The organism is Rossellomorea sp. ABR4_004, assembly GCF_056159585.1.
This window is the reverse complement of record NZ_JBSWVM010000003.1, coordinates 476,579-500,882: the sequence shown is the minus strand read 5'-3', so window position 1 is coordinate 500,882 and position 24,304 is coordinate 476,579. Positions and strand designations below refer to the sequence as shown.

Annotated in this window: 27 protein-coding genes and 1 riboswitch; of the genes, 20 read left to right on the top strand and 7 right to left on the bottom strand. The window is 39.5% G+C overall.

All coding sequences use genetic code 11. From position 1 onward, the window contains the following. Window positions 1-112: 112 nt before the first annotated feature. The 8 genes from ACXAF2_RS19500 to ptsP all read left to right on the top strand — a co-directional run bounded on the left by ACXAF2_RS19500 (window position 113) and on the right by ptsP (window position 7,638). Window positions 113-1,045: an AAA family ATPase gene (locus ACXAF2_RS19500; protein WP_475141110.1), complete on the top strand. Its 933-nt coding sequence runs from the start codon at window positions 113-115 to the stop codon at window positions 1,043-1,045. 5 nt (window positions 1,046-1,050) lie between these two features. Continuing rightward, window positions 1,051-2,244 carry a DUF58 domain-containing protein gene (locus ACXAF2_RS19495; protein WP_475141108.1) on the top strand — a complete coding sequence of 398 codons (1,194 nt, stop codon included), beginning with the start codon at window positions 1,051-1,053 and terminating at the stop codon, window positions 2,242-2,244. Further along, the gene (locus ACXAF2_RS19490) at window positions 2,214-3,485 is read left to right on the top strand and encodes a hypothetical protein (RefSeq protein ID WP_475141107.1); all 1,272 of its coding nucleotides are present in this window, start codon (window positions 2,214-2,216) and stop codon (window positions 3,483-3,485) included. Before ACXAF2_RS19495 ends, ACXAF2_RS19490 begins: the two co-directional genes overlap by 31 nt. A 91-nt stretch (window positions 3,486-3,576) precedes the next feature. Then, entirely contained in the window at window positions 3,577-4,191 is a 615-nt protein-coding gene (locus ACXAF2_RS19485; RefSeq protein WP_475141106.1) for an ABC transporter ATP-binding protein, read from the top strand. Between the two features lie 18 nt (window positions 4,192-4,209). Beyond that, window positions 4,210-4,992, top strand: a complete 783-nt coding sequence (locus ACXAF2_RS19480) for an ABC transporter permease (protein ID WP_475141104.1) — start codon at window positions 4,210-4,212, stop codon at window positions 4,990-4,992. Between the two features lie 82 nt (window positions 4,993-5,074). Further along, window positions 5,075-5,338, top strand: coding sequence for a hypothetical protein (locus tag ACXAF2_RS19475; protein ID WP_475141102.1), 264 nt, complete (start codon window positions 5,075-5,077; stop codon window positions 5,336-5,338). Between the two features lie 312 nt (window positions 5,339-5,650). Further along, window positions 5,651-5,917, top strand: a complete 267-nt coding sequence (locus tag ACXAF2_RS19470) for a phosphocarrier protein HPr (RefSeq protein WP_034756145.1) — start codon at window positions 5,651-5,653, stop codon at window positions 5,915-5,917. Further along, the gene (gene ptsP, locus ACXAF2_RS19465) at window positions 5,917-7,638 is read left to right on the top strand and encodes a phosphoenolpyruvate--protein phosphotransferase (RefSeq protein WP_475141101.1); all 1,722 of its coding nucleotides are present in this window, start codon (window positions 5,917-5,919) and stop codon (window positions 7,636-7,638) included. The genes ACXAF2_RS19470 and ptsP overlap by 1 nt, the downstream gene beginning before the upstream one ends. Before the next feature lie 163 nt (window positions 7,639-7,801). Here the strand turns inward: ptsP and ACXAF2_RS19460 are convergent, their stop codons facing one another. Continuing rightward, window positions 7,802-8,476: a GNAT family N-acetyltransferase gene (locus ACXAF2_RS19460; RefSeq protein WP_475141100.1), complete on the bottom strand. Its 675-nt coding sequence runs from the start codon at window positions 8,474-8,476 to the stop codon at window positions 7,802-7,804. Between the two features lie 354 nt (window positions 8,477-8,830). Between ACXAF2_RS19460 and ACXAF2_RS19455 the strand changes: the two genes are divergently transcribed. Next, complete coding sequence (locus ACXAF2_RS19455; protein WP_475141098.1) at window positions 8,831-9,007, top strand: hypothetical protein; 177 nt, start codon at window positions 8,831-8,833, stop codon at window positions 9,005-9,007. 45 nt (window positions 9,008-9,052) lie between these two features. Here ACXAF2_RS19455 and ACXAF2_RS19450 read toward each other — a convergent pair whose 3' ends face one another. Beyond that, entirely contained in the window at window positions 9,053-10,204 is a 1,152-nt protein-coding gene (locus ACXAF2_RS19450) for an aminotransferase A (protein ID WP_475141097.1), read from the bottom strand. Window positions 10,205-10,336: 132 nt separating this feature from the next. Here ACXAF2_RS19450 and corA point away from each other — a divergent pair, with 132 nt between their 5' ends. The 4 genes from corA to queE all read left to right on the top strand — a co-directional run bounded on the left by corA (window position 10,337) and on the right by queE (window position 13,502). After that, complete coding sequence (corA, locus tag ACXAF2_RS19445; RefSeq protein ID WP_475141096.1) at window positions 10,337-11,332, top strand: magnesium/cobalt transporter CorA; 996 nt, start codon at window positions 10,337-10,339, stop codon at window positions 11,330-11,332. 184 nt (window positions 11,333-11,516) lie between these two features. Beyond that, a riboswitch (PreQ1 riboswitch) is annotated at window positions 11,517-11,561 on the top strand. 125 nt (window positions 11,562-11,686) lie between these two features. After that, a complete protein-coding gene (gene queC / locus ACXAF2_RS19440) occupies window positions 11,687-12,346 on the top strand; it encodes a 7-cyano-7-deazaguanine synthase QueC (protein WP_475141095.1) in 660 nt (219 codons plus the stop codon). 2 nt (window positions 12,347-12,348) lie between these two features. After that, window positions 12,349-12,783, top strand: a complete 435-nt coding sequence (locus tag ACXAF2_RS19435; protein WP_475141093.1) for a 6-carboxytetrahydropterin synthase — start codon at window positions 12,349-12,351, stop codon at window positions 12,781-12,783. Then, window positions 12,777-13,502, top strand: coding sequence for a 7-carboxy-7-deazaguanine synthase QueE (gene queE / locus ACXAF2_RS19430; protein WP_475141301.1), 726 nt, complete (start codon window positions 12,777-12,779; stop codon window positions 13,500-13,502). The genes ACXAF2_RS19435 and queE overlap by 7 nt, the downstream gene beginning before the upstream one ends. A gap of 42 nt (window positions 13,503-13,544) precedes the next feature. Here the strand turns inward: queE and ACXAF2_RS19425 are convergent, their stop codons facing one another. Further along, a complete protein-coding gene (locus ACXAF2_RS19425) occupies window positions 13,545-13,745 on the bottom strand; it encodes a hypothetical protein (protein ID WP_148993474.1) in 201 nt (66 codons plus the stop codon). Between the two features lie 204 nt (window positions 13,746-13,949). Here ACXAF2_RS19425 and ACXAF2_RS19420 point away from each other — a divergent pair, with 204 nt between their 5' ends. After that, a complete protein-coding gene (locus ACXAF2_RS19420) occupies window positions 13,950-14,852 on the top strand; it encodes a chemotaxis protein (RefSeq protein ID WP_475141092.1) in 903 nt (300 codons plus the stop codon). 93 nt (window positions 14,853-14,945) lie between these two features. On the opposite strand, the gene ACXAF2_RS19415 is transcribed toward ACXAF2_RS19420, so the two are convergent. Next, window positions 14,946-15,413 (bottom strand): YkyB family protein, encoded by a 468-nt coding sequence (locus ACXAF2_RS19415; protein WP_475141091.1) that lies wholly within the window; start codon window positions 15,411-15,413, stop codon window positions 14,946-14,948. A 239-nt stretch (window positions 15,414-15,652) separates the two neighbouring features. Next, a complete protein-coding gene (locus ACXAF2_RS19410; RefSeq protein WP_475141089.1) occupies window positions 15,653-15,940 on the bottom strand; it encodes a hypothetical protein in 288 nt (95 codons plus the stop codon). Between the two features lie 236 nt (window positions 15,941-16,176). On the opposite strand from ACXAF2_RS19410, the gene ACXAF2_RS19405 reads away from it, so the two are divergent. From ACXAF2_RS19405 to ACXAF2_RS19380, 6 genes are all read left to right on the top strand, one after another. Beyond that, window positions 16,177-18,270: a sensor domain-containing protein gene (locus tag ACXAF2_RS19405; protein WP_475141088.1), complete on the top strand. Its 2,094-nt coding sequence runs from the start codon at window positions 16,177-16,179 to the stop codon at window positions 18,268-18,270. A gap of 208 nt (window positions 18,271-18,478) precedes the next feature. Further along, on the top strand, window positions 18,479-18,697 hold the full coding sequence (locus ACXAF2_RS19400) for a hypothetical protein (protein ID WP_475141087.1): 219 nt from the start codon (window positions 18,479-18,481) through the stop codon (window positions 18,695-18,697). A 134-nt stretch (window positions 18,698-18,831) separates the two neighbouring features. Next, entirely contained in the window at window positions 18,832-19,599 is a 768-nt protein-coding gene (gene fadH, locus ACXAF2_RS19395; protein WP_475141085.1) for a 2,4-dienoyl-CoA reductase, read from the top strand. A 151-nt stretch (window positions 19,600-19,750) separates the two neighbouring features. Further along, window positions 19,751-20,974: an EAL domain-containing protein gene (locus tag ACXAF2_RS19390; protein ID WP_475141084.1), complete on the top strand. Its 1,224-nt coding sequence runs from the start codon at window positions 19,751-19,753 to the stop codon at window positions 20,972-20,974. A 1,133-nt stretch (window positions 20,975-22,107) separates the two neighbouring features. Beyond that, window positions 22,108-22,347, top strand: a complete 240-nt coding sequence (locus ACXAF2_RS19385) for a hypothetical protein (protein ID WP_262371617.1) — start codon at window positions 22,108-22,110, stop codon at window positions 22,345-22,347. A 210-nt stretch (window positions 22,348-22,557) separates the two neighbouring features. Continuing rightward, window positions 22,558-23,058 (top strand): DUF3993 domain-containing protein, encoded by a 501-nt coding sequence (locus ACXAF2_RS19380; RefSeq protein WP_475141082.1) that lies wholly within the window; start codon window positions 22,558-22,560, stop codon window positions 23,056-23,058. Between the two features lie 59 nt (window positions 23,059-23,117). Here ACXAF2_RS19380 and ACXAF2_RS19375 read toward each other — a convergent pair whose 3' ends face one another. Continuing rightward, window positions 23,118-23,351 (bottom strand): glutaredoxin domain-containing protein, encoded by a 234-nt coding sequence (locus tag ACXAF2_RS19375; RefSeq protein WP_475141081.1) that lies wholly within the window; start codon window positions 23,349-23,351, stop codon window positions 23,118-23,120. After that, entirely contained in the window at window positions 23,348-24,304 is a 957-nt protein-coding gene (locus ACXAF2_RS19370) for an MBL fold metallo-hydrolase (protein WP_475141079.1), read from the bottom strand. Before ACXAF2_RS19370 ends, ACXAF2_RS19375 begins: the two co-directional genes overlap by 4 nt.

Genomic DNA, 24,304 nt, shown 5'->3' with positions numbered 1-24,304 from the left:
AGTGGTCGGCTTTATGTATGGAAAGGGATAATTTAACAACAAATTATGGTAGAATTAGAAAAGTTGTATTTTTCTGAAATTAATATTGTTGAATGTAAAGAGGGGGAATAAGATGAATCCATTAGATTCAATAAAAAGAGAAATGAACAAAGTGCTAGTGGGGAAAGACAAAGAGATAGACCTATTAATGATTGCATTACTTCAAGAAGGGCATGTTCTTTTGGAAAGTGTGCCCGGTACAGGCAAAACACTGCTAGCCAAAACATTCAGTCATTGTATTGATGGGGCATTTAAAAGAATTCAATTCACTCCTGACGTGTTACCGAGTGATGTAACAGGAATACAATTTTTTAATCCAAAAACACAAGAATTCGAAATAAGAACGGGACCGGTTGTCACGAACGTCTTACTGGCGGATGAAATTAACAGGGCGACCCCGAGAACACAGGCGAGCTTACTGGAAGTCATGGAAGAAAAGCAAATCACGATAGACGGGGAAACCGTCTTATTAGTGCCCCCATTTATAGTGGTGGCCACTCAGAATCCCATTGAATCTCAGCAAGGGACATTTCCACTGCCTGCTGCACAACTGGACAGGTTTTTATTGAAGATTCCGTTTACATATCCTGATTTTGAAGAAGAGAGAATGATCTTAACCCGATTTAAAATAAATCATCCTTTAAGTGAAGTCAAAAAAGTGGTTACATTATCTGAAATACAGGAAATGGCAAATCAAGTGAAGCAAGTACATGCTGACTCAGACATAGAGACATATATTTTACAGATGACAAGGGGGACGCGGGAGCACGAATGGATTGAGACTGGTGCGAGTCCAAGAGCAAGTTTGGCATTGCTAAAAGCATCTCAGGGACAGGCGTTTATCGAAGGGCGAGATTTTATTCGCCCTCAGGATGTAATGCAAGTAGCTCCCTATGTATTGCAACACAGGGTCCAATTAACAGCAGAAGCCTCATTGACAAAAACGAATGAAGAAGTAATGAAGCAATTAGTAGAGATGGTAAATCTTCCGGTTGAAACGAGGTAGTGGATGTGGATTGGAGACGTGATATCATAGAAGATCCTTATAATTCATTGAGTGAAATGCTTCTCATTATTGCCGTTGGAGCATGCTTTATCTTTCAATTGTATATAGGACTTTCCGTTTTTCTCTTCTGTTTACTATATTTCAGGGCTCATAAATGGTATTTGGAGAAAATTGGGATGGGGGTAAAACTTGTAAATAAGTCAAAACGAGTGAGGCTTCATTGTCAAGAGGAGGGGTACTGGGATTTTCATATTGAAAATCATGGGCTTCCGGTTTGGGGAGCCACCCTGAAACTATCCTTTAAAGATATTGTTGTGCCGACTTCTCATCCTTATGAGTCCTATCATGGAAACATGATTGAAGTGTCGATTCCGTTCTCCATGAAAAAAGGAGTGAAAGGCATGGTCCGATTACCGATTAAGGGTAGACGAAGAGGTCTTTGTCGTTTATCGAAAATACAACTGGTCATTCCACACCTGTTTGGAAGTGGGAAGGTGATCATGGATTTACAGAAGCCAGTCCCATCGACAATGATTGTTTTTCCGTCTCCTTCTCCAGTGAGACTTCTGAAAAACAGGGACTCGAATCGAAATGGGGAGTTATCTTCCCCTCACTCCCTATTCTTCGATGTTTTCCAGCCCATAGGTACCAGAGAATATGTTACTGGAGATCGCTTTCAAGATATTAACTGGAAGGCTTCTGCCAGAACCGGTCAGTTGCAAACAAAAGTATATACACCATCCATAAAGAAAGAGTGGATGATTGCTATTAATCTCTCAGATCGTTATTCCATTACCGGGCAGTTAGAGTCCATTATTAAACACACAGCTTATTTGATGCATCTCGCTGTAGAGAAAAATATTTCGTTTTCCTTGGTGTTAAATTCTAGAAGTCAGGGAATAACGCCTTATTATTACCTACCTGCAGGAACAGGTAGAACGCATCAGCAAAAAGGATTGGAAATGTTGGCCACTTTATCGACGGATGAGTTCACCGTTCCATTTCATATCGTTTTACAGCACCTTCATATAAGGCAGCTTGTTCCGCCTGTCCTTATTGTAGGGGGGATGATGAACTCCAGGGAAAAAGAACGGTTGGTGAAGATTTCCATGAAAGAAACAGAAATCTTCATATTGAAATCTGATGAAGAAGAAGGAGTTGTAACAATATGGAATCAAACATCGAAAATTCCTTCCTAACAAAATATTATCAGAGGCTAATCGTTAAGCTGGTATTGATGCTGGTCATAGACTTATTATTCTCTCTATTAGTCGTAACTCTTTTCGTGTCAAGAGAGACTTTCCTCGGGAATTATCTGCCGGTTGTCAGCCTTGTGCCAGTTTGCTTATTCCCTTGCATCATCATGTTTGTGAGGAGGGGACAAATAAATCAAATTATTTTATATGGTCTTTTGTCTGCACTCCTTATATTGGGAATCTTCATCTTTTCAGTATCCTGGTGGCTTTTTTCAATAATATTGTTGTATCTCCATTGGCGATTTGTTACCCATTTTCAGGGTGACGAGATTCATATTGACCTTAATAGCGGTGTGGTGCTGGCATTCATTTTTTTCTCCGCAGTATCTTTAATATTCAATTTAGTGAATGATTTGGGCAATGAGACTGTCATTTACTTTCTGCTCCTTACCCTGCTGTCTTCCATTGCATTAGGTACGGCAATTCAAAGAGTGATGAGTGATTCCTCTTCACAATCTGGTATGTACAAGCAGTTGTTGAAGCCTATAGTTATCTTGCTAGGTGTTATCTTCACTGCAGGAGTGCTGTCTTTCATCATTCCATTCGTGAGGACGGGTTTCTATTGGGTTGTGGAAAAGGTTTTTTGGGTCATTTCATTTTTGGTTGATCCAATCTATCATCTGTTAGTCAAATTAAAAGATTGGGTAATGAGCCTCATTTCAAGTGATACTTTGGAAGGAATGGGAATGAAGCTTGATAAGACAGATTTGAAGTCTATTCAGCAAAATGCCTTCTATGAAGGAATTACAATACCATGGTTAAAGGTGGTTTTGATTGGGGTTTTTCTAATAATCGTAATCAGCTATTTATTGAAAAAGAGGCAGATCACGTTGGAAACGAATGATGTTGAGGATTCTATCTCACCTTTGACAACATTTACATCAAATCATAACGAGGAAAGAAAACAACCCATAAAAGCTGATTATTCCGATGCAGGCAATACCATCCGAAAGTCAATGAAGACTTTAGAAATAGAAGCTTCTACGGTTAATTTGGGTAGAAATTTCAATGAAAATGTTCGTTCATGGTTTATGAGAATGAGGATTATTGAAGAGGAGGAATTTTTTTCCCTTTATGAAAAGGTCAGGTACGGAATGAAAGATCCAAGTCAAGATGAAGTCGATTACTTCACTAGTCAAATAAAGGTCCATATTGCTAAATTGAAAGAAAGGAAAGATTATTAAAAGAAGCTAGTGCAGGCATGAGTGGTCCCCCTGCCCTAGCTTTTTTAAATTTTTTTCTATGGGGTATGATACATGTGAGGAGGAGTCGACTATGTTATTTGAATTAAAGGATGTGCACTTTAAAGATATTTTACATATTCAGGAGATGGACATTTCTGGACACAAGACTACCTGCTTGGTGGGTGAAAGCGGTGCAGGAAAATCTACTCTTCTAAAATTGCTGAATAAAATGAATATACCAGATGAAGGAAAGGTCTATTATAACGAGACTCCCTTACAAGAAATTGACTCCGTAAAACTTCGAAGAGAAGTAGTGATGATTTCACAAACCCCCTTATTGTTCGGGGATACGGTAGAAGATAATTTGCAGAAGGGTCTTATGTTTTCAGAAAAGCCCCTTGCAAGTCATGAGGAGCTCGTGAAGACACTTGAAATCGTAAAGTTGGATAAACCCTTGGATGGGCTTGCTGAACGGTTATCCGGAGGGGAAAGACAGCGCCTTTCCCTTGGCAGGGTGCTATTGATGAAACCACCTGTCTATTTATTGGATGAGCCTACGTCAGCTCTTGATGAGGAAACGGAAAGTGAAGTGATGAAAAGCTTTATCGAAACGGCCAAGGGTCATGGAGGAACCATCATCATGGTCACCCATTCAACCAACATTGCCGAACAATATGGTGAAGAGATCATCACCATATCAAAATAAAAGAAGGAGAGAGTAGGATTGGAAAAAGGGATTATTGATATAGAGCTGTGGAGATTTATAGCAGCATACATCTTCGTTCTTCTATTGTTAGTTATTGTGAAGTGGAGAGGGATTTCCAGGGAGAAGCAAATTATCCTGGCCTCCTTTCGAATGACCATTCAGCTAATCATCGCAGGATACATACTAACCTATATTTTTGACAATCCAAGTCCGTGGCTTACGTTAGCTATCATTTTGGTCATGGAAGCCTTCGCCATCAGGAATATCTTTAAACAGGTTAAATATGAAATGGATAAAAAACTGAAAGGGATTGCGGCTTTATCTTTACTTATTGGAACTCTCATTAGCTTATTCTACTTTAATATGGTGGTGATCCATTTCTCCCCTTGGTACGAACCGAGATATTTCATACCCATTGCCGGAATGATAGTGGGGAATTCAATGACGGGTATTACTTTGGGGATCAATACCCTATTAGGGGGATTAAAGGATCAAAGAGAAACGGTAGAAGGTGCCCTCATGCTTGGAGCAACCCCTAAAGCAGCCTCCAAGAAATATGTAGATAATGCCTTTGATGCAGCGATTCTTCCCACTCTTAATAATATGTTAGGGATGGGCATCATCTTTTTACCTGGAATGATGACAGGGCAGATCCTATCGGGGATTAGTCCATTAGTAGCCATCGAGTATCAGATTGCCATACTTTTAGGCATAGTCGGGAGTGTAGCCTTAACAGTCATCAGCTTTATATTAATGGCATATAAGCAGTTATTTACGAAAGATGCCCAATTAAATGTATAGATACCATATAGCACTCCTGTTCTAATCTAGTTTTCACCTGCATATGATAGAGAAAGAATGGCAGGGAAGGGGAGAGTGCTATATGAATTACCAAACAGAACAGGCCCTAAGAGTGAAAAGTTTAGCAATCGATGTCATAGAAGAACTCATGAAAGAGGATGGAAAGTATGGGGTGCAGGAATTAAAACAACTCTCAGAATTATTCTCCCGGTGCATATGTGACTTAGTAAACGTTTATACAAACACCTCTGAAGATCATGAAATGACACTGAAAGGCACGGTCATAAAAGCAAAAATCGGCTATAATATCATGAAAGCAAAATCTGAAGCGGTAGAAAGAGAATAGTATCATGTTGCCTAAACTGGCTCATACTAAAGGTTCCCTCTTACACATTGAAGGGGAATTGAAAGAGTCAGTTTTTTTTTGATAAATAAACATGAGATTTTACATAAATAGGTTCATAACAGTGGCAAATTTATGAAATACTAAAAAAATCAAGCTTTACAATTGTGTATATCTTCATTGCATGCTATTCTTTTTTATTGAACAGCTTTATAGTAGGAATGGATTATTTACTAGAAATAGTTGACGTATTCTACATAATCCATTACTTTAATGAAGCAACCAAAAACAAGATAAATTAAGGAGTCGATTTACATGGCACAAAAAACATTTACAGTTACAGCTGAAACAGGAATTCACGCTCGTCCGGCAACTCTACTAGTTCAAACGGCAAGCAAATTCGACAGCGATGTACATCTAGAATACAAAGAAAAGAAAGTAAACTTGAAATCAATCATGGGTGTTATGTCTTTAGGTGTTGGTAAAGGTGCAGAAATCACAATCATTACTGAAGGTAGCGACGAAGAAGAAGCGTTAAACAGCTTACAGGAAACGTTGAACAAAGAAGGTTTAGCTGAGTAATGTCCAGTCTTTTAAAAGGAATTGCGGCATCAAATGGTATCGCCATAGCGAAAGCGTATCGCTTAGTTGAACCCGACCTAAGCTTTGAAAAGAAAAACGTAGACAATGCTGAACAGGAAGTATCTCGCTTCCAGGAAGCCATTGCGACGTCCAAGTCAGAGCTTGAAGCGATCCGTGATAAAGCAAGAGTTGATTTAGGTGAAGATAAAGCTCAAATCTTTGAAGCGCACCTTCTTGTCCTAAGCGATCCAGAACTACTGACACCAATCGAAGACAAAGTGAAATCCGAAAATGTAAACGCTGAATTCGCCCTAAAAGAAACAGCGGATATGTTTGTATCCATGTTTGAATCCATGGACAATGAATACATGAAAGAACGTGCCGCGGATATCCGTGACGTGACGAAACGTGTCCTTTCACACCTGTTGGGCGTACAGATTGCGAACCCAAGCATGGTGACAGAAGAAGTGATTGTAATCGCAGAGGATTTAACACCTTCTGATACGGCACAATTAAACCGTGAATTTGTTAAAGGATTCACAACAGATATCGGTGGAAGAACATCTCACTCGGCCATTATGGCCCGTTCGATGGAGATTCCAGCTGTAGTGGGAACGAAATCCATTACTTCCTCTGTTGAAAATGGTGACATGATCATCGTTGACGGATTAAATGGAGAAGTACATATTAATCCGACTCCGGAAGTCATCGAAGAGTATAAGAAAGAGCATGCCCGATATGAAGAACAAAAAGCTGAATGGGCAAAGCTTGTCAATGAACCAACGGTATCCAAGGATGGGGAGCATGTTGAACTTGCTGCTAACATTGGGACACCAAAGGATCTTGAAGGGGTGAAGAACCACGGCGGAGAAGGTGTAGGTCTGTATCGTACAGAATTCCTATATATGGGTCGTGACGAATTACCGTCTGAAGACGAGCAATACGAAGCTTATAAGGCTGTATTAGAAGGTATGGAAGGGAAACCTGTAGTGGTTCGTACCCTTGACATCGGTGGAGATAAAGAGCTTCCTTACTTAAATCTGCCAAAAGAAATGAATCCATTCCTGGGATATCGTGCAATCCGACTTTGTCTGGACGAACAGGATATCTTCCGTACTCAGCTTAGAGCGTTATTAAAGGCCAGCCCATTCGGAAATCTGAAAATCATGTTCCCGATGATTTCAAATCTTCAAGAGTTCAGAGAAGCGAAAGCCATCCTTGAAGAAGAGAAAAAAGCTCTTCTTGAGAATGGTACGAACGTAGCTGATCATATTGAAGTAGGAATCATGGTAGAAATTCCATCAACTGCTGTAATGGCGGATGTTTTTGCCAAGGAAGTAGATTTCTTCTCTATCGGAACCAATGATCTGATTCAGTACACAATGGCTGCCGACCGCATGAACGAGCGGGTTTCCTACTTATATCAACCGTATAACCCTGCCATTTTACGTCTAGTCAAAATGGTGATTGATGCGGCTCATAAAGAAGGCAAATGGGCAGGTATGTGTGGTGAAATGGCCGGAGATGAAATTGCAGTGCCAATCCTTCTGGGATTAGGTTTGGATGAGTTCTCTATGAGTGCTACATCGATCTTACGCGCACGTTCTCAAATCCGTCAGTTGAATCGTACTGAAATGAAAGAACTGGCAGAGCAAGCTCTACAATTAGACACCAATGATGCTGTTATTTCTGCTGTGAAAAAAGCGACATCAATGGAATAAATGTAGGTTTAGATGGTGGAAATGAGGGTATTATATCTGAGAAGAATAAGGCACACCCTTTGGGCCTTTTCATTCTCATTTCCCCCTTTCTTGTGGATTGAAGGAACGTATTGTTCTTTCAATCCCTTTTTATTTTTCAGGGAGTACATTTTTGCAAAATGCGCTATAACTTTGAACTTTTAAAAGGATTTTTCCATTCCATTAAAACTCCATAGTCACATGATTCTTCATCCTTCAGGTATCCTTTAACCGCTTTTAATGGAGTGCGCCCTGTTTGCAGAAGAAACGTAATGACGGGATCCTTGAATTCCCCACTTGTTAATTTCTGTATATAATCATCAATCCTGAAATCTTTGGCCACTTTATGATAGGTAGGGATCCGACCGCCTCCAAGTAAGCGATCCAAATTTAAATGAACGACCATCTCAAACATGGCATTCATCAAGACTTTCCCAAGTTTAAATCCCCTATAATCAGGGTCGATACATAGATCTACCACATATAATGTATTTCCATTCTCATTGTGAGTACGGATATATCCATCATCAGTTATGTCTTCCCACGTATGATGCGGCTCTATCGGATCAAAGTCGACGATTAGGCTGGTCATACTCCCAACTAACTTCCCATCAACTTCCACACACATGGCCCCAAGAGGGAAATGAGACAAATGATGTGCGAGTTGGTCTTTATTCCACCATAATTCTGCTGGGAAGGGAGGTGGGAATGCTCTTTTTTGAACGGATATCAAGTCATCGAAATCATCCTTGGAATAATTTCTGATAACAGCTTTATGAATTTGATCGTTTCTGAAAACATACTGTTCTTTCATATACATGTCAGAACCTCACTCCTCAGAATTTACTTGTTTATTATACGTTATGAAAGCGCTTTTTTAAAGAGTTTTACTGAAATAACTTTTCTTTTGAAAAAAATCGAATTTTTTTCAGAAGGGTGGTTTACCATTCTGGAAAGCGGGTATTCTATAATTAAGCATGAAATTGGAGATTAATTTCTCACTAACACCCCCTTTTCCTTTTTTTTGAACCAACCCAGTTAACTGAGTTGGTTCTTTTTTTTGCTCTTTTTATGCCAGCAGTTGATTCGTATAGTGAAAAAGAAGAAAGCGAATAATAATCCTATGCTGATCCATTGAAGGATAAGCATGATCGATAAAAGGGGTGTAAAAGCAATGGCGAAACGTACAAAAAAGAATGATCCACAACAGAAGAACAAAAAAGGATTCGACTCTTCTAAGATCAATGCGGAATTTTCCCACGAAATCGGAAGTGCGGCAACAAACAAAATACACAAAGACAAAGCCAAAAAAGAAAAAGCATCTAAAAATAACGGTGAATTTAAAGGGTAAACATGAAGAGGGACGGACCTTGCATAGCAAGGTCCGTCCCTCTTGTCAGGTTTGGATGAAGGACTGGATACGGTCAAGCCCTTCTGTAAGCTGTTCCATGGAGCAGGCGTAGGATAGTCGGAAGTATCCTTCGCCGAACTGGGAAAAAGCATCTCCAGGCACGACAGCCACCTTTTTCTCTTGGGCAAGTGCTAACGAGAAATCAAATGAACTCAAAAGAATCCGGTCTGGTATTTTGACGAAAAAGTAGAAGGCTCCGTCGGGTTTGACGATTCGTTCAAATCCCATCTCACGTAATCGTTTGTATACATAGTCCCTTCGTTTTTTATATTCTTTTTTCATATCTGCCGCATCATCTTTTCCGAATGTAAGAGCTTCATAGGCAGCTTTCTGGGAAATGGAAGAAGCACAGGATACATTGTACTGGTGAACCTTTATAAGATGCTTAGAAATCGATTCTGGAGCGAATACCAGCCCGATCCTCCAGCCGGTCATACTATGTGATTTAGACAGGCCATTGACGACGATGGTTTGTTCTCTTAAATATTCGGCAATGGAATAATGCGAATCATCGAAAGTAAGCTCGCTATAAATCTCATCAGCCAACACAAAGACATTTTTATTTCTAAGCAAGTCGGCAATCTCTTTCAATTCTGTTTTGGATAGGCTTACGCCTGTTGGATTGGATGGATAAGGCAATATGACACATTTTGTAGAAGGAGTTAAGCTCTCCTCAATAAGAGCAGCATCCAACTTAAATTCATTTTGAGTGATATCAATATGTACGGGATTAGCACCGCATAGTCTAATGATCGGTTCATAACCTGGATAAACGGGTCCCGGAATAAGGCAGTCATCTCCCTCGCATAGGATAGTACGAAGGATCACATCGATCCCCTGAGAAGCGCCGTTTGTGACTATGACCTCATTGACAGGATTGTAATGTACATTATATTTTTCTTTTACATACGAAGCCGCAGCTTCTCGTAATTCGAGAAATCCTGCATTATGGGTATAGGAAGTAAAGTCATCATCAATGGCAGCCTTACCCGCGTCTTTGACATGTTGTGGGGTAGGAAAATCCGGCTGACCGATTGTCAGGGAAATGATATCGTCTATCCCTGCCACCATATTAAAAAACTTTCGAATACCGGATATCTGTATGTCCTTGATCCGGGGGTTAATATACTGTTCCAATACGTACACCTACTTTAATAATTTGCTTCATATTTTATCATTAATTCCTGCTTTTACGTAGTGATTTTGTTTGAATGGTGAAGAAAAAGGGAAAGGTTATAAAATAAATAAATGTCAGTTAGGGAGAGCCGTATGATTCGAACGAGTATTATTATGGAAAATGGAGAAATTGAACAAAATGTTCCATTATCCAGAATAAAAGAAAAGGGTGTTAAATGGTATTGGGTGGATTTTGCAGAGCCGACCAGTAAGGATATTCGGTTACTTAAGCTGTATTTTCGATTCCATCCACTTGCGATAGAGGATTGCCTGGACGATTTCAGTCAGCGGGCTAAGCTCGATTTTTATGATCAATACATATTTGTCCTTCTGCATGCCATTAATCAAAAAACACTGGATTCCCACGAAGTGAATATGTTTGTGAACGCAAGTTTTATCGTTACCTTCCATAAACAACCAGTAAGGGAATTAAATAATGTATGGGAAAAAGTTCAGCAAGAAGGGGATCAGCTCAGTCCTTTTAAAGTCATGCATGGAATCGTTGACCGGTTAGTGGACGATTATTTTCCCCTCGTATATGGTATAGAAGATCGTCTCAATAAAATAGAGGATAACACGAATGAAGAGGCGGATAGTGATCTGATGGATGAACTATTCGATATCCGTCATGATATGTCAAAGTTAAGAAGAACCCTCGTTCCCATGAGGGATTTATTATATCGTATCAGCAATTCGGGCAGATTGAATGCACTCAAAGAAGAGCAGCTCTATTTTAATGATGTGTACGATCATTTAATTAAGCTTGTCGAGATGCTTGAATCATATCGTGAATTTTCATCAGATATCCGGGATAATTATTTATCCATTAACTCAGATAAAATGAATAATATCATGATGACCTTAACCGTCATTACGACGATTTTTATGCCTCTTACATTTATTGCGGGTCTGTATGGGATGAACTTTGTCTATATGCCGGAACTCGATGAGCGAAGCGGATATTTCATCGTTCTCGGGATTATGGGTATCATAGCACTGATCATGTTTGGTTTCTTTATGAAAATCGGTTGGCTCAGGTTCAGTACGAAAAAACGGAGAAAACGTAGGAGGCTCCTTCGTTTAAAATAATTAAGCATAAAAAGCAGTGAATCCATTGAGGAGTTCTGCTTTTTTATCTAGGTATCAGACAAACGATCGGCTTTCAAGATGGTGATTAAATTTCCGATGAAATTCCCTTAAACAGTAGATTTTTTTGAAAAAAAACGTTATATTGGTTGAGGACAAAAGAAGAAGAACTGGGATTATTGATAAGTCTCGAGAGGTTCTAGCACAACCCTCTATAAAAAACTAAGGAAAACGGCATCCTTAGGTGTCGTTATTTTTTGTTAATGACGGCTTTAAAGCCAATGTTATAGGGTATCAAAGAATCTCTTTCTTCTTTTCATGGCAAAAGAGCCTGCAGAAGAGAAAGGAGAACCTTTTATGAACACAGAGAAAGCGTTAGTCGTATTCAGCGGAGGTCAAGATAGTACAACGTGTTTATTTTGGGCAAAGAAAGCATTTAAAGAAGTAGAAGCGGTGACATTTAACTATGGTCAGAGGCATGTAGCAGAGCTTGATTGTGCAAAAGAGATTGCACAGGATCTGAAAGTCCCTCACCATGTATTAGATATGAGCTTATTAAATCAATTGGCACCAAGTGCTTTAACACGGGCAGATGAAGAAATCACTCATCAGGATGGTGAATTACCATCTACATTCGTTCCAGGAAGAAATCTATTATTCCTGTCATTTGCAGGCGTACTCGCCAAGCAAATCGGAGCGAGGCATATTGTAACAGGTGTATGTGAAACGGATTTTAGCGGCTATCCCGATTGCCGGGATATTTTTGTCAAATCCTTGAATGTTTCCCTCAATTTATCCATGGATGATCAGTTTGTGATCCATACTCCTCTCATGTGGATCAATAAGGCACAAACGTGGGAAATGGCAGATGATTTAGGTGCATTCCGTTATGTACAGGAAAATACACTCACTTGCTATAATGGGATAAAAGGCAGTGGGTGCGGTGAGTGTCCTGCATGTGAGCTTAGACAAAAAGGGCTGGAAGAATATAAAAGTGCAAAAAAAGGGGGAGAGTGAAGATGATACAACAAATCTACCCGACTCCTGACCACACTTTTGAATTTGAATTAAATAAAGATATGCATTTTGCGGCAGCCCATTATATTCCACATGAAGATGCAGGAAGCTGTCAGGATATCCATGGTCATACGTACTTTGCCAATATTACGATTGGCGGGGATCAGCTTGATGAGTCCGGGTTTCTAATTAATTTCCAACACATCAAGAAGCTGATTCATAAGCGCTTTGATCATAAGGTCATGAACGAAGATGAATTGTTTTCTGCAGAGAACGGCAATATGTTCCCGACCACTGAAGTTGTAGCGAAAGTGATGTGGGAAATCATTCAGGCTCATTTAGATACACTGCCCCACCAACCTAAGTGCCTTCAAGTATTTTTAAGAGAAACACCGACAAGTTACGTCATTTACAGACCAAAGGGGAGACAATCATGAAGAAAATCCCCGTTTTAGAAGTATTTGGTCCAACCATTCAGGGGGAAGGTATGGTAATTGGTCAAAAGACGATGTTTGTCCGAACTGCGGGATGTGATTATAGTTGTTCATGGTGTGATTCTGCATTTACGTGGGATGGTTCGGCGAAAGACGATATTCAGCTTATGACGGCTGAAGAAGTGTGGAACAGGCTGAAAGAAGTCGGTGAAAACAAGTTCTCACATGTAACCATTTCCGGTGGTAATCCTGCATTGTTGGCTCATTTAAAGGAGCTTATCGAGATCTTAAAGGAGAATGGCATAAGGTCGGCCTTAGAGACTCAAGGAAGCCGCTGGCAGGATTGGTTCTATGATATAGATGACCTGACACTTTCGCCAAAGCCTCCAAGTTCGAAAATGAAAACGGACTTTGAGAAGTTGGATTTCATCGTTCACCGTTTGATACAAAATGGCTCACAATTCAGCTTGAAAGTTGTAGTGTTTGATGATAAAGATCTGGAATACGCCACAAAGATTCATAAACACTATCCTGACGTTCCATTTTATATTCAGACAGGTAACCCTACTGTTTCCGAAGAAGATACACCAAAGCTTTTGTCAAATTTATTATTGGATTATGAAGCGCTCATTGAAAAGGTTTGTGAGAAGGAAGAACTCAACCATGTGCGTGTGCTCCCACAGCTGCATACTTTAGTATGGGGAAACAAGCGAGGAGTATAAACGGAAAAGCGATTGAAGGGATGCCTTCAATCGCTTTTTCTTTTATTTCTGAGGATTTTCACGGTTCTCCTGATTTATTCTCCTTTGTCCTTCGATATAAGAGAGTTCATCGGGTTCATCTATTCCATCAGCATTCTTCCCAATGGCAATAATGGGAAGATTGTTTTGTGAGGGTAGGATGTGGGCACTTATTTCGTCAAAGTCAGGCAGGATCTGGTTCTCTAAGTCCCTTCGATCGGTCATATAAACACCTCCTCCCCTTAGTATGTATAAGGATTCACTTTCTATTACCAAATCGGTCATAGTATAAAAATGAGGGTTAAAAAAGTCTGATTCTTAAAAGGATCTGACAACTTTTTTCACGATTACCTGTAAACATGTTTATCAAATGTTCGATATAAGAAGAGTAAGGCAAATACTCATGTTTGTATGGAAGGACGAAAATAATTGAATCAATCAAACAGTATTCTTCTTGAAAGCGGGACCAATGAACTTGAAATTGTTGAATTTGAAGTTCATCAAAATAAATTTGGTATTAATGTGATCAAAGTGAAGGAGATTATCCAACCAACTCCTGTCATTCCTATTCCCCATTCTCATCCTCACGTGAAAGGACTCATTCAATTGAGGGGAGAGGTACTTCCAGTAATCGATATGGCAAGGGTACTGGGGGTGGAAGAGGAGGAAACATCCACTTCAAAATACATTGTTGCTGAGTTTAATCAACAGAAAGTCATTTTTCATGTACATAACGTTACTCAAATTCATCGCATTTCCTGGAATCGAATAGAGAAACCTTCAGAGATGTATTCTGGTGTACATTCCGGAATAATAGGTGTGATTAAGCGAAACGAATCACTGATATTGTTATTGGATTTTGAGAGTATCATGCTGGAAATCAATCCTGATACGGGGATTCGGGTGGAACAAGTGAAGAAGTTAGGACCAAGGCAGAGAAGGAATAAGAAGATTGTTGCTGCAGAGGACTCCCCTTTACTACGCAAGCTATTGAGCGATACGTTGAGTGAAGCAGGATATGAAGAAGTTGAGTTTTTTGAGAATGGGGCCGATGCATTCAATTATCTGGAATCACTTGTTGAGGAAACTCACGATATTCAACAGTCAGTTCAGCTTGTCATTACAGATATTGAAATGCCGCAAATGGACGGGCATCATTTGACCAAAAGAATCAAAAATCATTCCAAGCTCAACAAACTCCCAGTCATCATTTTTTCTTCACTGATTACAAATGATTTAAAACATAAAGGTGAGATGGTCGGAGCAGAGGATCAAATCAGTAAACCCGAAATTGCTGATCTGATTTTGAAAATCGATCAACATATATTGTAGAATCAATGAAATCGAGGATAATCATAAAGGGTTCAGACATTTGTCTGAACCCTTTATGACATATATGCGTTAATCAGCTAAAATCATTGAGCATTAAAAGAAGCTATCGCCCAACTTTTTAAAAACAGGTTTTTGATAACTGCTCTTCCCGGGTTTACGTGGCTGTTCATTACGATCAGACATCCCTGTATAATGTTCTAAAATGCCTTTAGCCTGTTGAAGTCCCATTTTACATTTAGGATTTCTTAACGATTGATCAAGTGAACCCAGATGGGGCAATTCTTTGAAATCTTCCTTTGTTGGAGGGATATGAAAGGTATATTCTCCGCAATCAATCAATACATCAGATTGTTGTTGACTATTCTTTGGGTTGTTGGAAAAGTGAAGTCCAACTTTCTTCGCCTTACCTTCCCGGATCATTTTCATTAAGGATCGTTTTTTTAATGAATATAAGTATTTTGGGTTACCTGCTGTTTTCGCATGACGATTGACAGTGAAAATAGCTTGAGAGAGGGTGATTACAGATGTGGAAGAAGGGGTAGATTTACTAGTATTCCTCAAGTTATTGGCTCCTTTCCATTGTATTAATCTCCATTATACCTCCTTTTTATGGGATTGGAAAGGTACGGGGGAGTTTCTTGTTGAAAGTTAGTAATATTTTGATGGGTCTATTTCTATAGTAGGAGTAAACCTTAAGAGGATAAGACGGTGTACCAAGACTTGAAAAGCTGTTGAATGTAAACATCATAAAGGCTCTACCTAAAGAATGTAAACCTTACATTTTCAGGTGAGCCTTTTGTTTATCTTTGGGGGTATATATTAATATTCTCTGTAAAGTTATACGGTGAAGATTGGATATTATTTCCACCGTAGGGTTGTTGGTAAGCAGGGTAAGGATACCCTCCGTAAGGCGGATAAGGTGGATAGCAAGCAGGACCGTAGCAAGGTCTGTTGAAAAGGAACGGACTAATGGCCAACCCGGCTAATCCACCTGCTATAAACGGTAATCCAAAGAATGGGAAGAAGCGCTGATTTCCTCCTCTAAACTGTGGATTACTGTGATATGGGTAATATGCGTGTTGATACATATACAATAAACCTCCTCTCTCTATTCACATTAGTGTATGGTTCACATTCGAACTGCGCGCCTGTCTCACCTATAATAGGCAGACGTAAGGAGTAGAATGTAGGTATAAAGTAATGGAGAGCGAAGAAAATAACGAATATTCTTATAAGAATGTAGGAAATTCTTGGATTAACTAGTAAAATATAAGGAGGATGCATGATGTAGAAAATGACAGAAGGCTAAAAGGATGACGAATCCATGAACTGGACTACTATTAAGGACACCAACGGTCAAGATCAACAGGTCCTTGACATTGTATTGAAAGAACTTATTTTAGATCAAATACATGATATGATTTTTATTATGAAGGTTGAAGAGGGACCTTCTTTCAGGTATCTATACATAAATGAATCAGCCAAAAGGTATACATCCATTCAACATGATGATATGGGGCGCTTATTGGAGGAAGTGGTTTCATTCGAGATGGCTACTGACTTACAGGAGAAATACTCCCAGCTGGTTCAAAAGGGTGAGAGCGTTACCTATCAGGATACTTATTTTCATACGAATGGAAATCGGGTTGTGAACGAATCCATACTGACACCCATCAAGGATGGATATGGAAAAGTAGAGTACGTTGTTTCCATTACGAGGGATATAACATCGTCCATTCTGGAGAAGAAGAAATTAGTGAAAGCGAAAGAACGCTATAAATCCATTATCGAGCATAATCTGGATGCCATATTCATTCTCGACGGACAAGGTGTCATCAAGGAATCTAACGGAGCAGGCTGCTCATTAACAGGCTATTCAAAAGAAAACTTGGTAAATATGAAAATCTATGATTTATTTCATTCTCAAAATGAGTTGCTTTTGACAGAATCACTCATACAAACACTAATGGGAACTCCTTCTACGATTGATTATAGTCTTCTTCTTAACGAATCCGGAGAGGAGAAAATAACCCAGCTGAAAATGGTTCCCATCGTTGTAAAAGAAAAGTGTGACGGCTGTTATATTATTGTGAAGGATATAACCAAGCATCATGAACAGAATGAAATGATCCATTATATGGCACTGCATGATCAATTAACTGGTCTTTGGAACAGGAAAGCACTGGATGATCATGTCCCTTTGATCATTCATAATATGGAAGAAAGAGGTATAGAGCTCTCGCTTTTATACTTGGATCTAGATCGGTTTAAATTTGTAAATGATACGCTTGGTTTAAAGGGTGGAGACCGGTTTCTCAAAAAAATCACAGAGCGTTTGGTAACCCTAACGAACGAAGAATGTTTATTGTACAGACAAGGAGGGGATGAATTTATTTTTCTGTTGAAGAATAGTGGTTTTGATGATACCAAGACGAAAGCGAAGGAAACATTGGCCTTGTTCATAGATCCTTTTACGATAGATGGGCAGGAATTTTACATTTCTCCTTCGATTGGGATCAGCCGTTATCCTGCAGATGGATATGATTCTAATTCACTCATCCAAAAAGCTGCCCAAGCACTCTTTGAAGTGAAAGAAAAAGGAAGAGCCCATTATCGTTTTTACCAAACGCATATGAAATCAAGTTTTCCGAATTATATAATCATGGAATCTCATCTCAGAAAAGCCATAGAAAAGGGGGAGCTGTACGTCCACTATCAGCCACAGGTAAACTTAGCTACAGGTACCATTGATAGCTTCGAAGCGTTAGTCCGCTGGAACAACCGCAAATTTGGGTTTGTATCCCCTGCACAGTTCATTCCATTGGCAGAAGAAACAGGACTGATTCATCAAATCGGTGAATGGGTATTGGAGCAAGTGTGTATGCAGCTGCAAAAGTGGCTAAAGAAAGGATATAAGACTGTACGTGTTGCCATCAACATTTCTCCCAAGCAATTCCTTCAGGAGCAATTAGTCGATACCATTGATTTCTATTTATCAACGTATAATCTTCCTTCTTCCTGCATAGAAATTGAAATTACAGAGGGAGCCATGCAGGATACTCAACAAACATTAAAAATGCTGAGAAAGCTTAAAGATCTTGGTGTGTACATTTCTGTGGATGATTTTGGAACAGGATATTCCTCTCTACACTATTTGAAACGATTCCCCATTGACATATTGAAGATCGATCAATCGTTTGTAAAAGAGATTGGAATGAATCAGAAGGATTCTGCCATAACGACCACCATTATCCATCTTGCACATAGTCTGGGTCTTGAGGTGATTGCAGAAGGTGTAGAAAGAGAGGGACAAGTCGACTTTCTTAAAGAGGCGAACTGCCAAAAAGCTCAAGGCTATTTCTTTAGTAAACCGATCTGCCCGAAGGAAATCGAGCAACAGCAATTTGTTCTGATGTAACGCCCTGCCCCCACTTCTTGTGGCAGACTTGATGATAGGTATTAATTCATTCTTTTTCACTTACGTCTGGAAAAACGATGAAATGTTTGACAGAGTAATTCCTATGACTTATTTTAAAGTGAGGAGAGTAAAAGATTCATAGATAGGCATATAAGGGTTTAAATCCATGTGAATCAAAGTTCCGAATGCTTTATAAAGGAGAGGGATTATGAAAAAGACAAAACGTATGGAAATCCTATTTCTCCCTACCGATAGAGGAACGATTAAAGCGTATATCTATGGCTTTAAATCTCCTCGATCTTTAGGTCAGGTAGTCGTTTCATATAATAATGTTTCTGTTGAAGCAAAAGGATATAAAAGAAATAAAACCATTATAAAAGCGTTGGCACAATTACACCATACCATTGTTAATAATCCAGATAGCTGATTTTTTGACTGATTTTTAAGAAGAAGATATTTTCTTAAAAATCAGTCTTTTTTTATATTTAAAATGGTAGCAGTGCCTCACTATGTGATAAAATTATGAGTGAACATTCATTCATGAATAAGGGGGAGATACATATGGGAGAAAAACAAGTTGTCATTGTAACAGGCGGATCGAATGGTATGGGGAAGTATATGGCGAAGCACTTTGTAGAGTCTGGCGCAAGCGTCGTTGTAACAGGTAGAAATGAAGAAAGACTACAATCGGTGAAGGAAGAGTTTTCAGCTCTTGATGGAAAGATTGAAGTCTTTCAAATGGATGTCAGGGAACAGGAACACGTAAAGGCCATGGTTGAATTCACGACTGAGAAGTTCGGCAAAATCGATGTACTCATAAACAATGCGGCAGGAAATTTTATTTGTCCGGCGGAAAAACTCACTCCTAATGGCTGGAAATCTGTTATTGATATCGTTCTAAATGGAACGTTTCTGTGCTCACATGCTGTAGGGAATTATTGGATTGAGAACAATCAAAAGGGGTCAATTATTAATATGGTTGCCACATACGCTTGGAATGCAGGTGCAGGTGTGGCTCATTCTGCCGCTGCAAAAGCCGGAGTCTTATCGTTAACCCGCACACTTGCCGTAGAGTGGGGCCATAAATACGGTATTCGTACAAACGCCATCGCCCCTGGACCAATTGAAAGAACCGGTGGGGCCGAGAAGCTTTGGATCTCTGATGAGGCAGCGAAAAGAACGATTGATAGTGTCCCGTTAAAACGATTAGGAACACCGGAAGAGATCGCGGGGCTTGCTTACTTTATTGCGTCAGATCAAGCAGCGTATATAAACGGAGAGTGCATCACAATGGACGGGGGGCAATGGCTAAATCAATTTCCGTTCTAATACAAGATAAAATAGGATCGAAAGATCATGGCTTTCCCGCATATGTCCTAATGGCAGTGCAGGGAAAGCTTTTTTGTTTATGTCTTTTCGATTCCACTGTATAGTTGTGTTATAATTATGCGAAAAAAAGAGTAATGGTGGGGGAGTGCGCATGGACGCATTAGAAGTATTGACCAATATTGAAAAAGTGATTCCGTACTTTCAACCAATTTTCAGTGCGGATGAACATAAAATCATCGGTTACGAAGTATTAGGTAGAATGGAAGTCGGTGAAGGGGTCATAGAGAGTCTCGGACCGTTCTTTGGAGATGAAGAGATACCGGATGAATATAAAATGGAAGTGGATGATCGAGTAACCAGACTGGCTCTAAGTAAGTTTTTAGGTGAAGAGCAAGAGGGGTATATCTTTTTAAACCGTGATGCAAGGCTATTGATGCTTGACCATGGGGAATCCTTTCTGGAATTACTTCAAGACTACGAAAAAAAGGGTTTGGATTTGAGCCGGACGGTAATTGAGCTTTCTGAAAAAACATTCGTCGGGGACTTCGATCAGCTTGTTCATTTGCTTCTGTATTACAAAACTTATGGAATTAAGATTGCGATTGATAACGTGGGCGGTAACAGCGGTCAGTTGGATCGGCTATCTCAATTTTCCCCTGATATTTTGAAGGTGGATTTATACCAACTGAGAAATGATGCGGGGAATAAAGTCTATAAAGATATATTGTACAGTTTGTCAATGCTTGCGAGAAAGATAGGTGCATCCCTCTTATTTGAGAATATTGAAATCAACTTTCAACTGCAGTTTGCCTGGTTGAACGGGGGCCGTTATTATCAAGGGTATTACCTGCAGCACCCGTCAGAATCATTTTTGAAGCCGGATATCCTAAAAGAAAAATTGAAGGAGAAATGTCAGGACTATATTCGATATGAGAAGAAGCATCTTGAAGCAGGGTATGAATTCGCAGACGTCCTACATAAAGAAATCAGTCAAAAGCTGCTGATGATAAAAAAACAAAGTACTGAGTTCGATGACATACTCTTTGAGTTGGGGAAGTATTTTACCGAAAAATGCTTCCGTTTATACATTTGTGATGAAAATGGCTTCCAAGTGACTAGTAACGTAGTAAAAACGGATCAAAAGTGGCAGATTGAACCAAGGTATAAAGGAAAGAACTGGAGCTGGCGCCCGTACTTTCTGGAAAATATCATTCGTATGAGAATCAATAAGAAAGGTTTATTGTCAGACATTTACAGCGATATTGATTCAGGAGAATCCATCCGGACCTATTCCTTTCCATTTGGCAATGGATTATATTTATTTATGGATCTTTCGTATGAATTTTTATTTGAGGAGGATGGTTTGATCTTTTAATTAGGCTTTTTCGAAAAGATTTTTTATAATTTTATGATCTTCTTGGCCTCTGTCAATTAGTGTATGCTGGATGGTGAGGGGAACTGCTCCGCTTTCCGCGGACGTTCGGCCGAGCCTCCTCAGCTTCGCTTCCGGGGTCTCAGCACGCCCGTACTTCCGCAGGAGTCTCCGCAGTTCCCCTCACCATCTTGAAGAGGATTTTAGTGACAGAGCTAAAGGGTGTCTAAAATCAATCTAACCAGAAATCAGTATTCTTTTTCCTCATCCTAAATGATTTTATTTTTTTTTTACCTATTTCAAAGAAGTATTTAAACTGAAGCCATATACTCATTAATTTTCTAAATATAGGGATTTTTCACGTTTTCTATGTCCCGCAATATTAAAATTTTTTTGGTGGTGTCTAATTCACTTTCTTCTATTTAGTTGACAGTTACAGGTTCCGTTGACTCCAATCTAATGGGGACATCTTGGCGTCAAACTCAGGATACGATTCTCATTTATCCGATCTAGCTGTCACAAAAGCCTTTGATTAAATGTCCAATTGAATGCTTTATAATTTTAATTGGAAAGGGCAAGTAATCCCCATGGTGGGTAATAACGATAAACTGTACTAACTGATTTTAAAACTTCTTTGTAGATAGACTATTTTCAGAGACAAGCGCTCTACATATCTACAATAGGGCTTTTTTGTGTTTTCCATCCGTTATTAGGCAATCAATATTATAGAAGCACAGAGTGGATTGTAGCGGAAGGCACTTGACTCCTGCGGGAGATAGAGGAAAGGTCGAGACCCCACAGACGGAACGTCGAGGAGGCTCGACTTCCTCCCCGCGGAAAGCAAGTGCCTGGAGCGGAAAGAAACGGTTTCTGTTTTCAGCCTACCACTCCTTATGAATTAACTTTTTGGGAGGTGTGTAAAGGCTACCTAAGCCCTTCCGCTTTTCTTGATGTCCAGCTACAGGGCTTAGAGGCTCGAGGTCATAAGAGGAAACTGACATAAAGGCAAAAGGCGCCTTTTTGTCAGTTTCCTCTTATGCTTGTCGCCTCTGGGCAAAGCCCTTCCGCTTTTCTTGTATAGCCTTTTCCTATTGGGACAAATTATTCTTAAGGACATTTTGTAAGGAGGGGCTATGATGAGTATATATATGATCGTGCTTTCCCTGATTGTCATAGGGATAGCAGGTTATTCGCTGGTGTATACCTTTAAACTGGCTGGGCAGGAAAAGCGGCTGAAGGGTGAATATGATACCGATATTCCGGATGTTGTGAAAGAGCATCCTTATATTAGAAATCCAATTTTCTTGTCTATCCTAATTGCAACCATTCTCATTACATTGTTTATTATATATTGGTCCATTCGCTATTTATCATAATCAAAAGGGTGCCGCATGAAATCATGCGGCACCCTTTTTGGATAAATGTACCATTGATTTTCGTGTTTGACTGTCATCAATAGGGGGAATTTTACAACCAAACCAAAATATATGTCAGTTCTTGTTAGGATTTAACGAACAAATGATAACCAATCGACAATTTTCCATTGCTACAATAATTTCAACTAGTTTTTAAGGGAGGGAAAGCAAATGGAAATGAAAAAATTATGGCTATTATTTCTTATGGTAGGTCTCGTTACAGCAGCATGTGGACAAGTAAGTCAAACCCAGGCATCAGAATTTACTGAAGATAACGCATTATCTCTTGTGGAAGATGCCTTTCGTACCCAAGTATCATTAAGTGAAAAACCACAATCGATGAAACAGATTAATGACAAGTTGTCACAGTATTTCACAAAGGATCTAACAGCAAGCTTTGTAAAGGAAAATGTTTATGAAGTTGAAGGCGGTTATATCACATTTGGATCGGACTTCGCACCACACTATATTCCATTTTTAAAGTATGATGAGTCTACCAACGTAAAATACATAGATGGAAAGTGGTACGTGTGGGAAGAACGTACAGATGAGGAAGAAGGTCCTGTATCCCGGGTTTCAGGTGTTGAAGCTATCGTATTAAGTGAAGAAGAAGGTATGTGGAAGGTTTCATCCATTATCTACGAGTTACCTGAAAACATTCAATCCCAATAATACAAAAAAGTTGGCCGTGAAAAGCGAATCGGCCAACTTTTTTTTGTAAAACCTAAAGTTTATTTGTTTAATGCTCCCGTTAGGGCTTCTAAATTGAAGCCTGAAATCACTTCAGAGTCCACAGTGATTGTCGGAGTGGAATAAGATTTCAGCTCTTTTACAAGATAATCTCTCGCTTGTTCATCTTCTTTGATATTGATTTCTTTGTATTCCACATTGTGTTCTTTCAAATACATCTTGACGATTTCACAGGGTGGACATTCTGGTTGAGTGTATAATGTGACTTTTTTCATGATGGTTTTTCTCCTTTGCTTTGCTTTACGAAATAATCTACGATTCCCATTGCTGATACATTCGTATCCAGAGTTACTAATTTGAATATCGGGTGGTCTGGATCTACCCCCTTTTGGACCATTGTACTCTTTGTAAGTTCAAAGAGTACAGCAGATATCGCTTTTACGTTCTCTTCCCCTGTTCTTTTGGAAGAGAACTGTTCCTTACTTTTTTCCATGAAAAGATCAAGCCATCTTTCTACCTCCCCTAATGCAAATGATACTTCTTCAGTGACACCGTAGTGCCCAAAATACAAGCGATCAAGCTGCAGTCCCTTATACATGCTTATGGAATCCTTCATGTTTTCAGGACTAAATTGATTGGGGGAAGTAGAAGGGATATAGAAGTGCTTTGACCCCACCGTATACTGGATTCCGCATGTGTCCCCGGTGAACATCCCATTTGACACAGAATCAAAGATACTTAAATGGTGATTTGCATGACCAGGGGTGTGGTAAAACGTAAATGTGCAGTTTTCGCTCAGTTTCAGTTTTTCTTCATGCTCCATTACAATCATCCGGTCTTCTGGAATTGGCTCTATCGGGTGGAAAAGGTCATCGAATTTCTCTCCATATACCGCTCTTGCTCCTGCAATCAAGCGTGCAGGGTCTGAAAGGTGACGACGTCCTTTCGGGTGTAGGATGACCTTTGCATTGGGGCATTCTTTCAGGAAAAGACCTGCTCCCCCAGCATGATCTAGATGTATATGAGTTAAAATTATGTATTGAATATCTTCAAGATTAATGTTTAACTTAGAGAGACCTTTTTTTAGATGAGGTATAGAAGGACTGGCAGATGTTTCGACAATGGTAAGGGACTCTTCGTTTATAATATAACTTCCTGTACGTTCCTGTAGTGACAAATCCATTAGATCAACTAACGATATTCGGGAATCTATACGATAAATACTCAT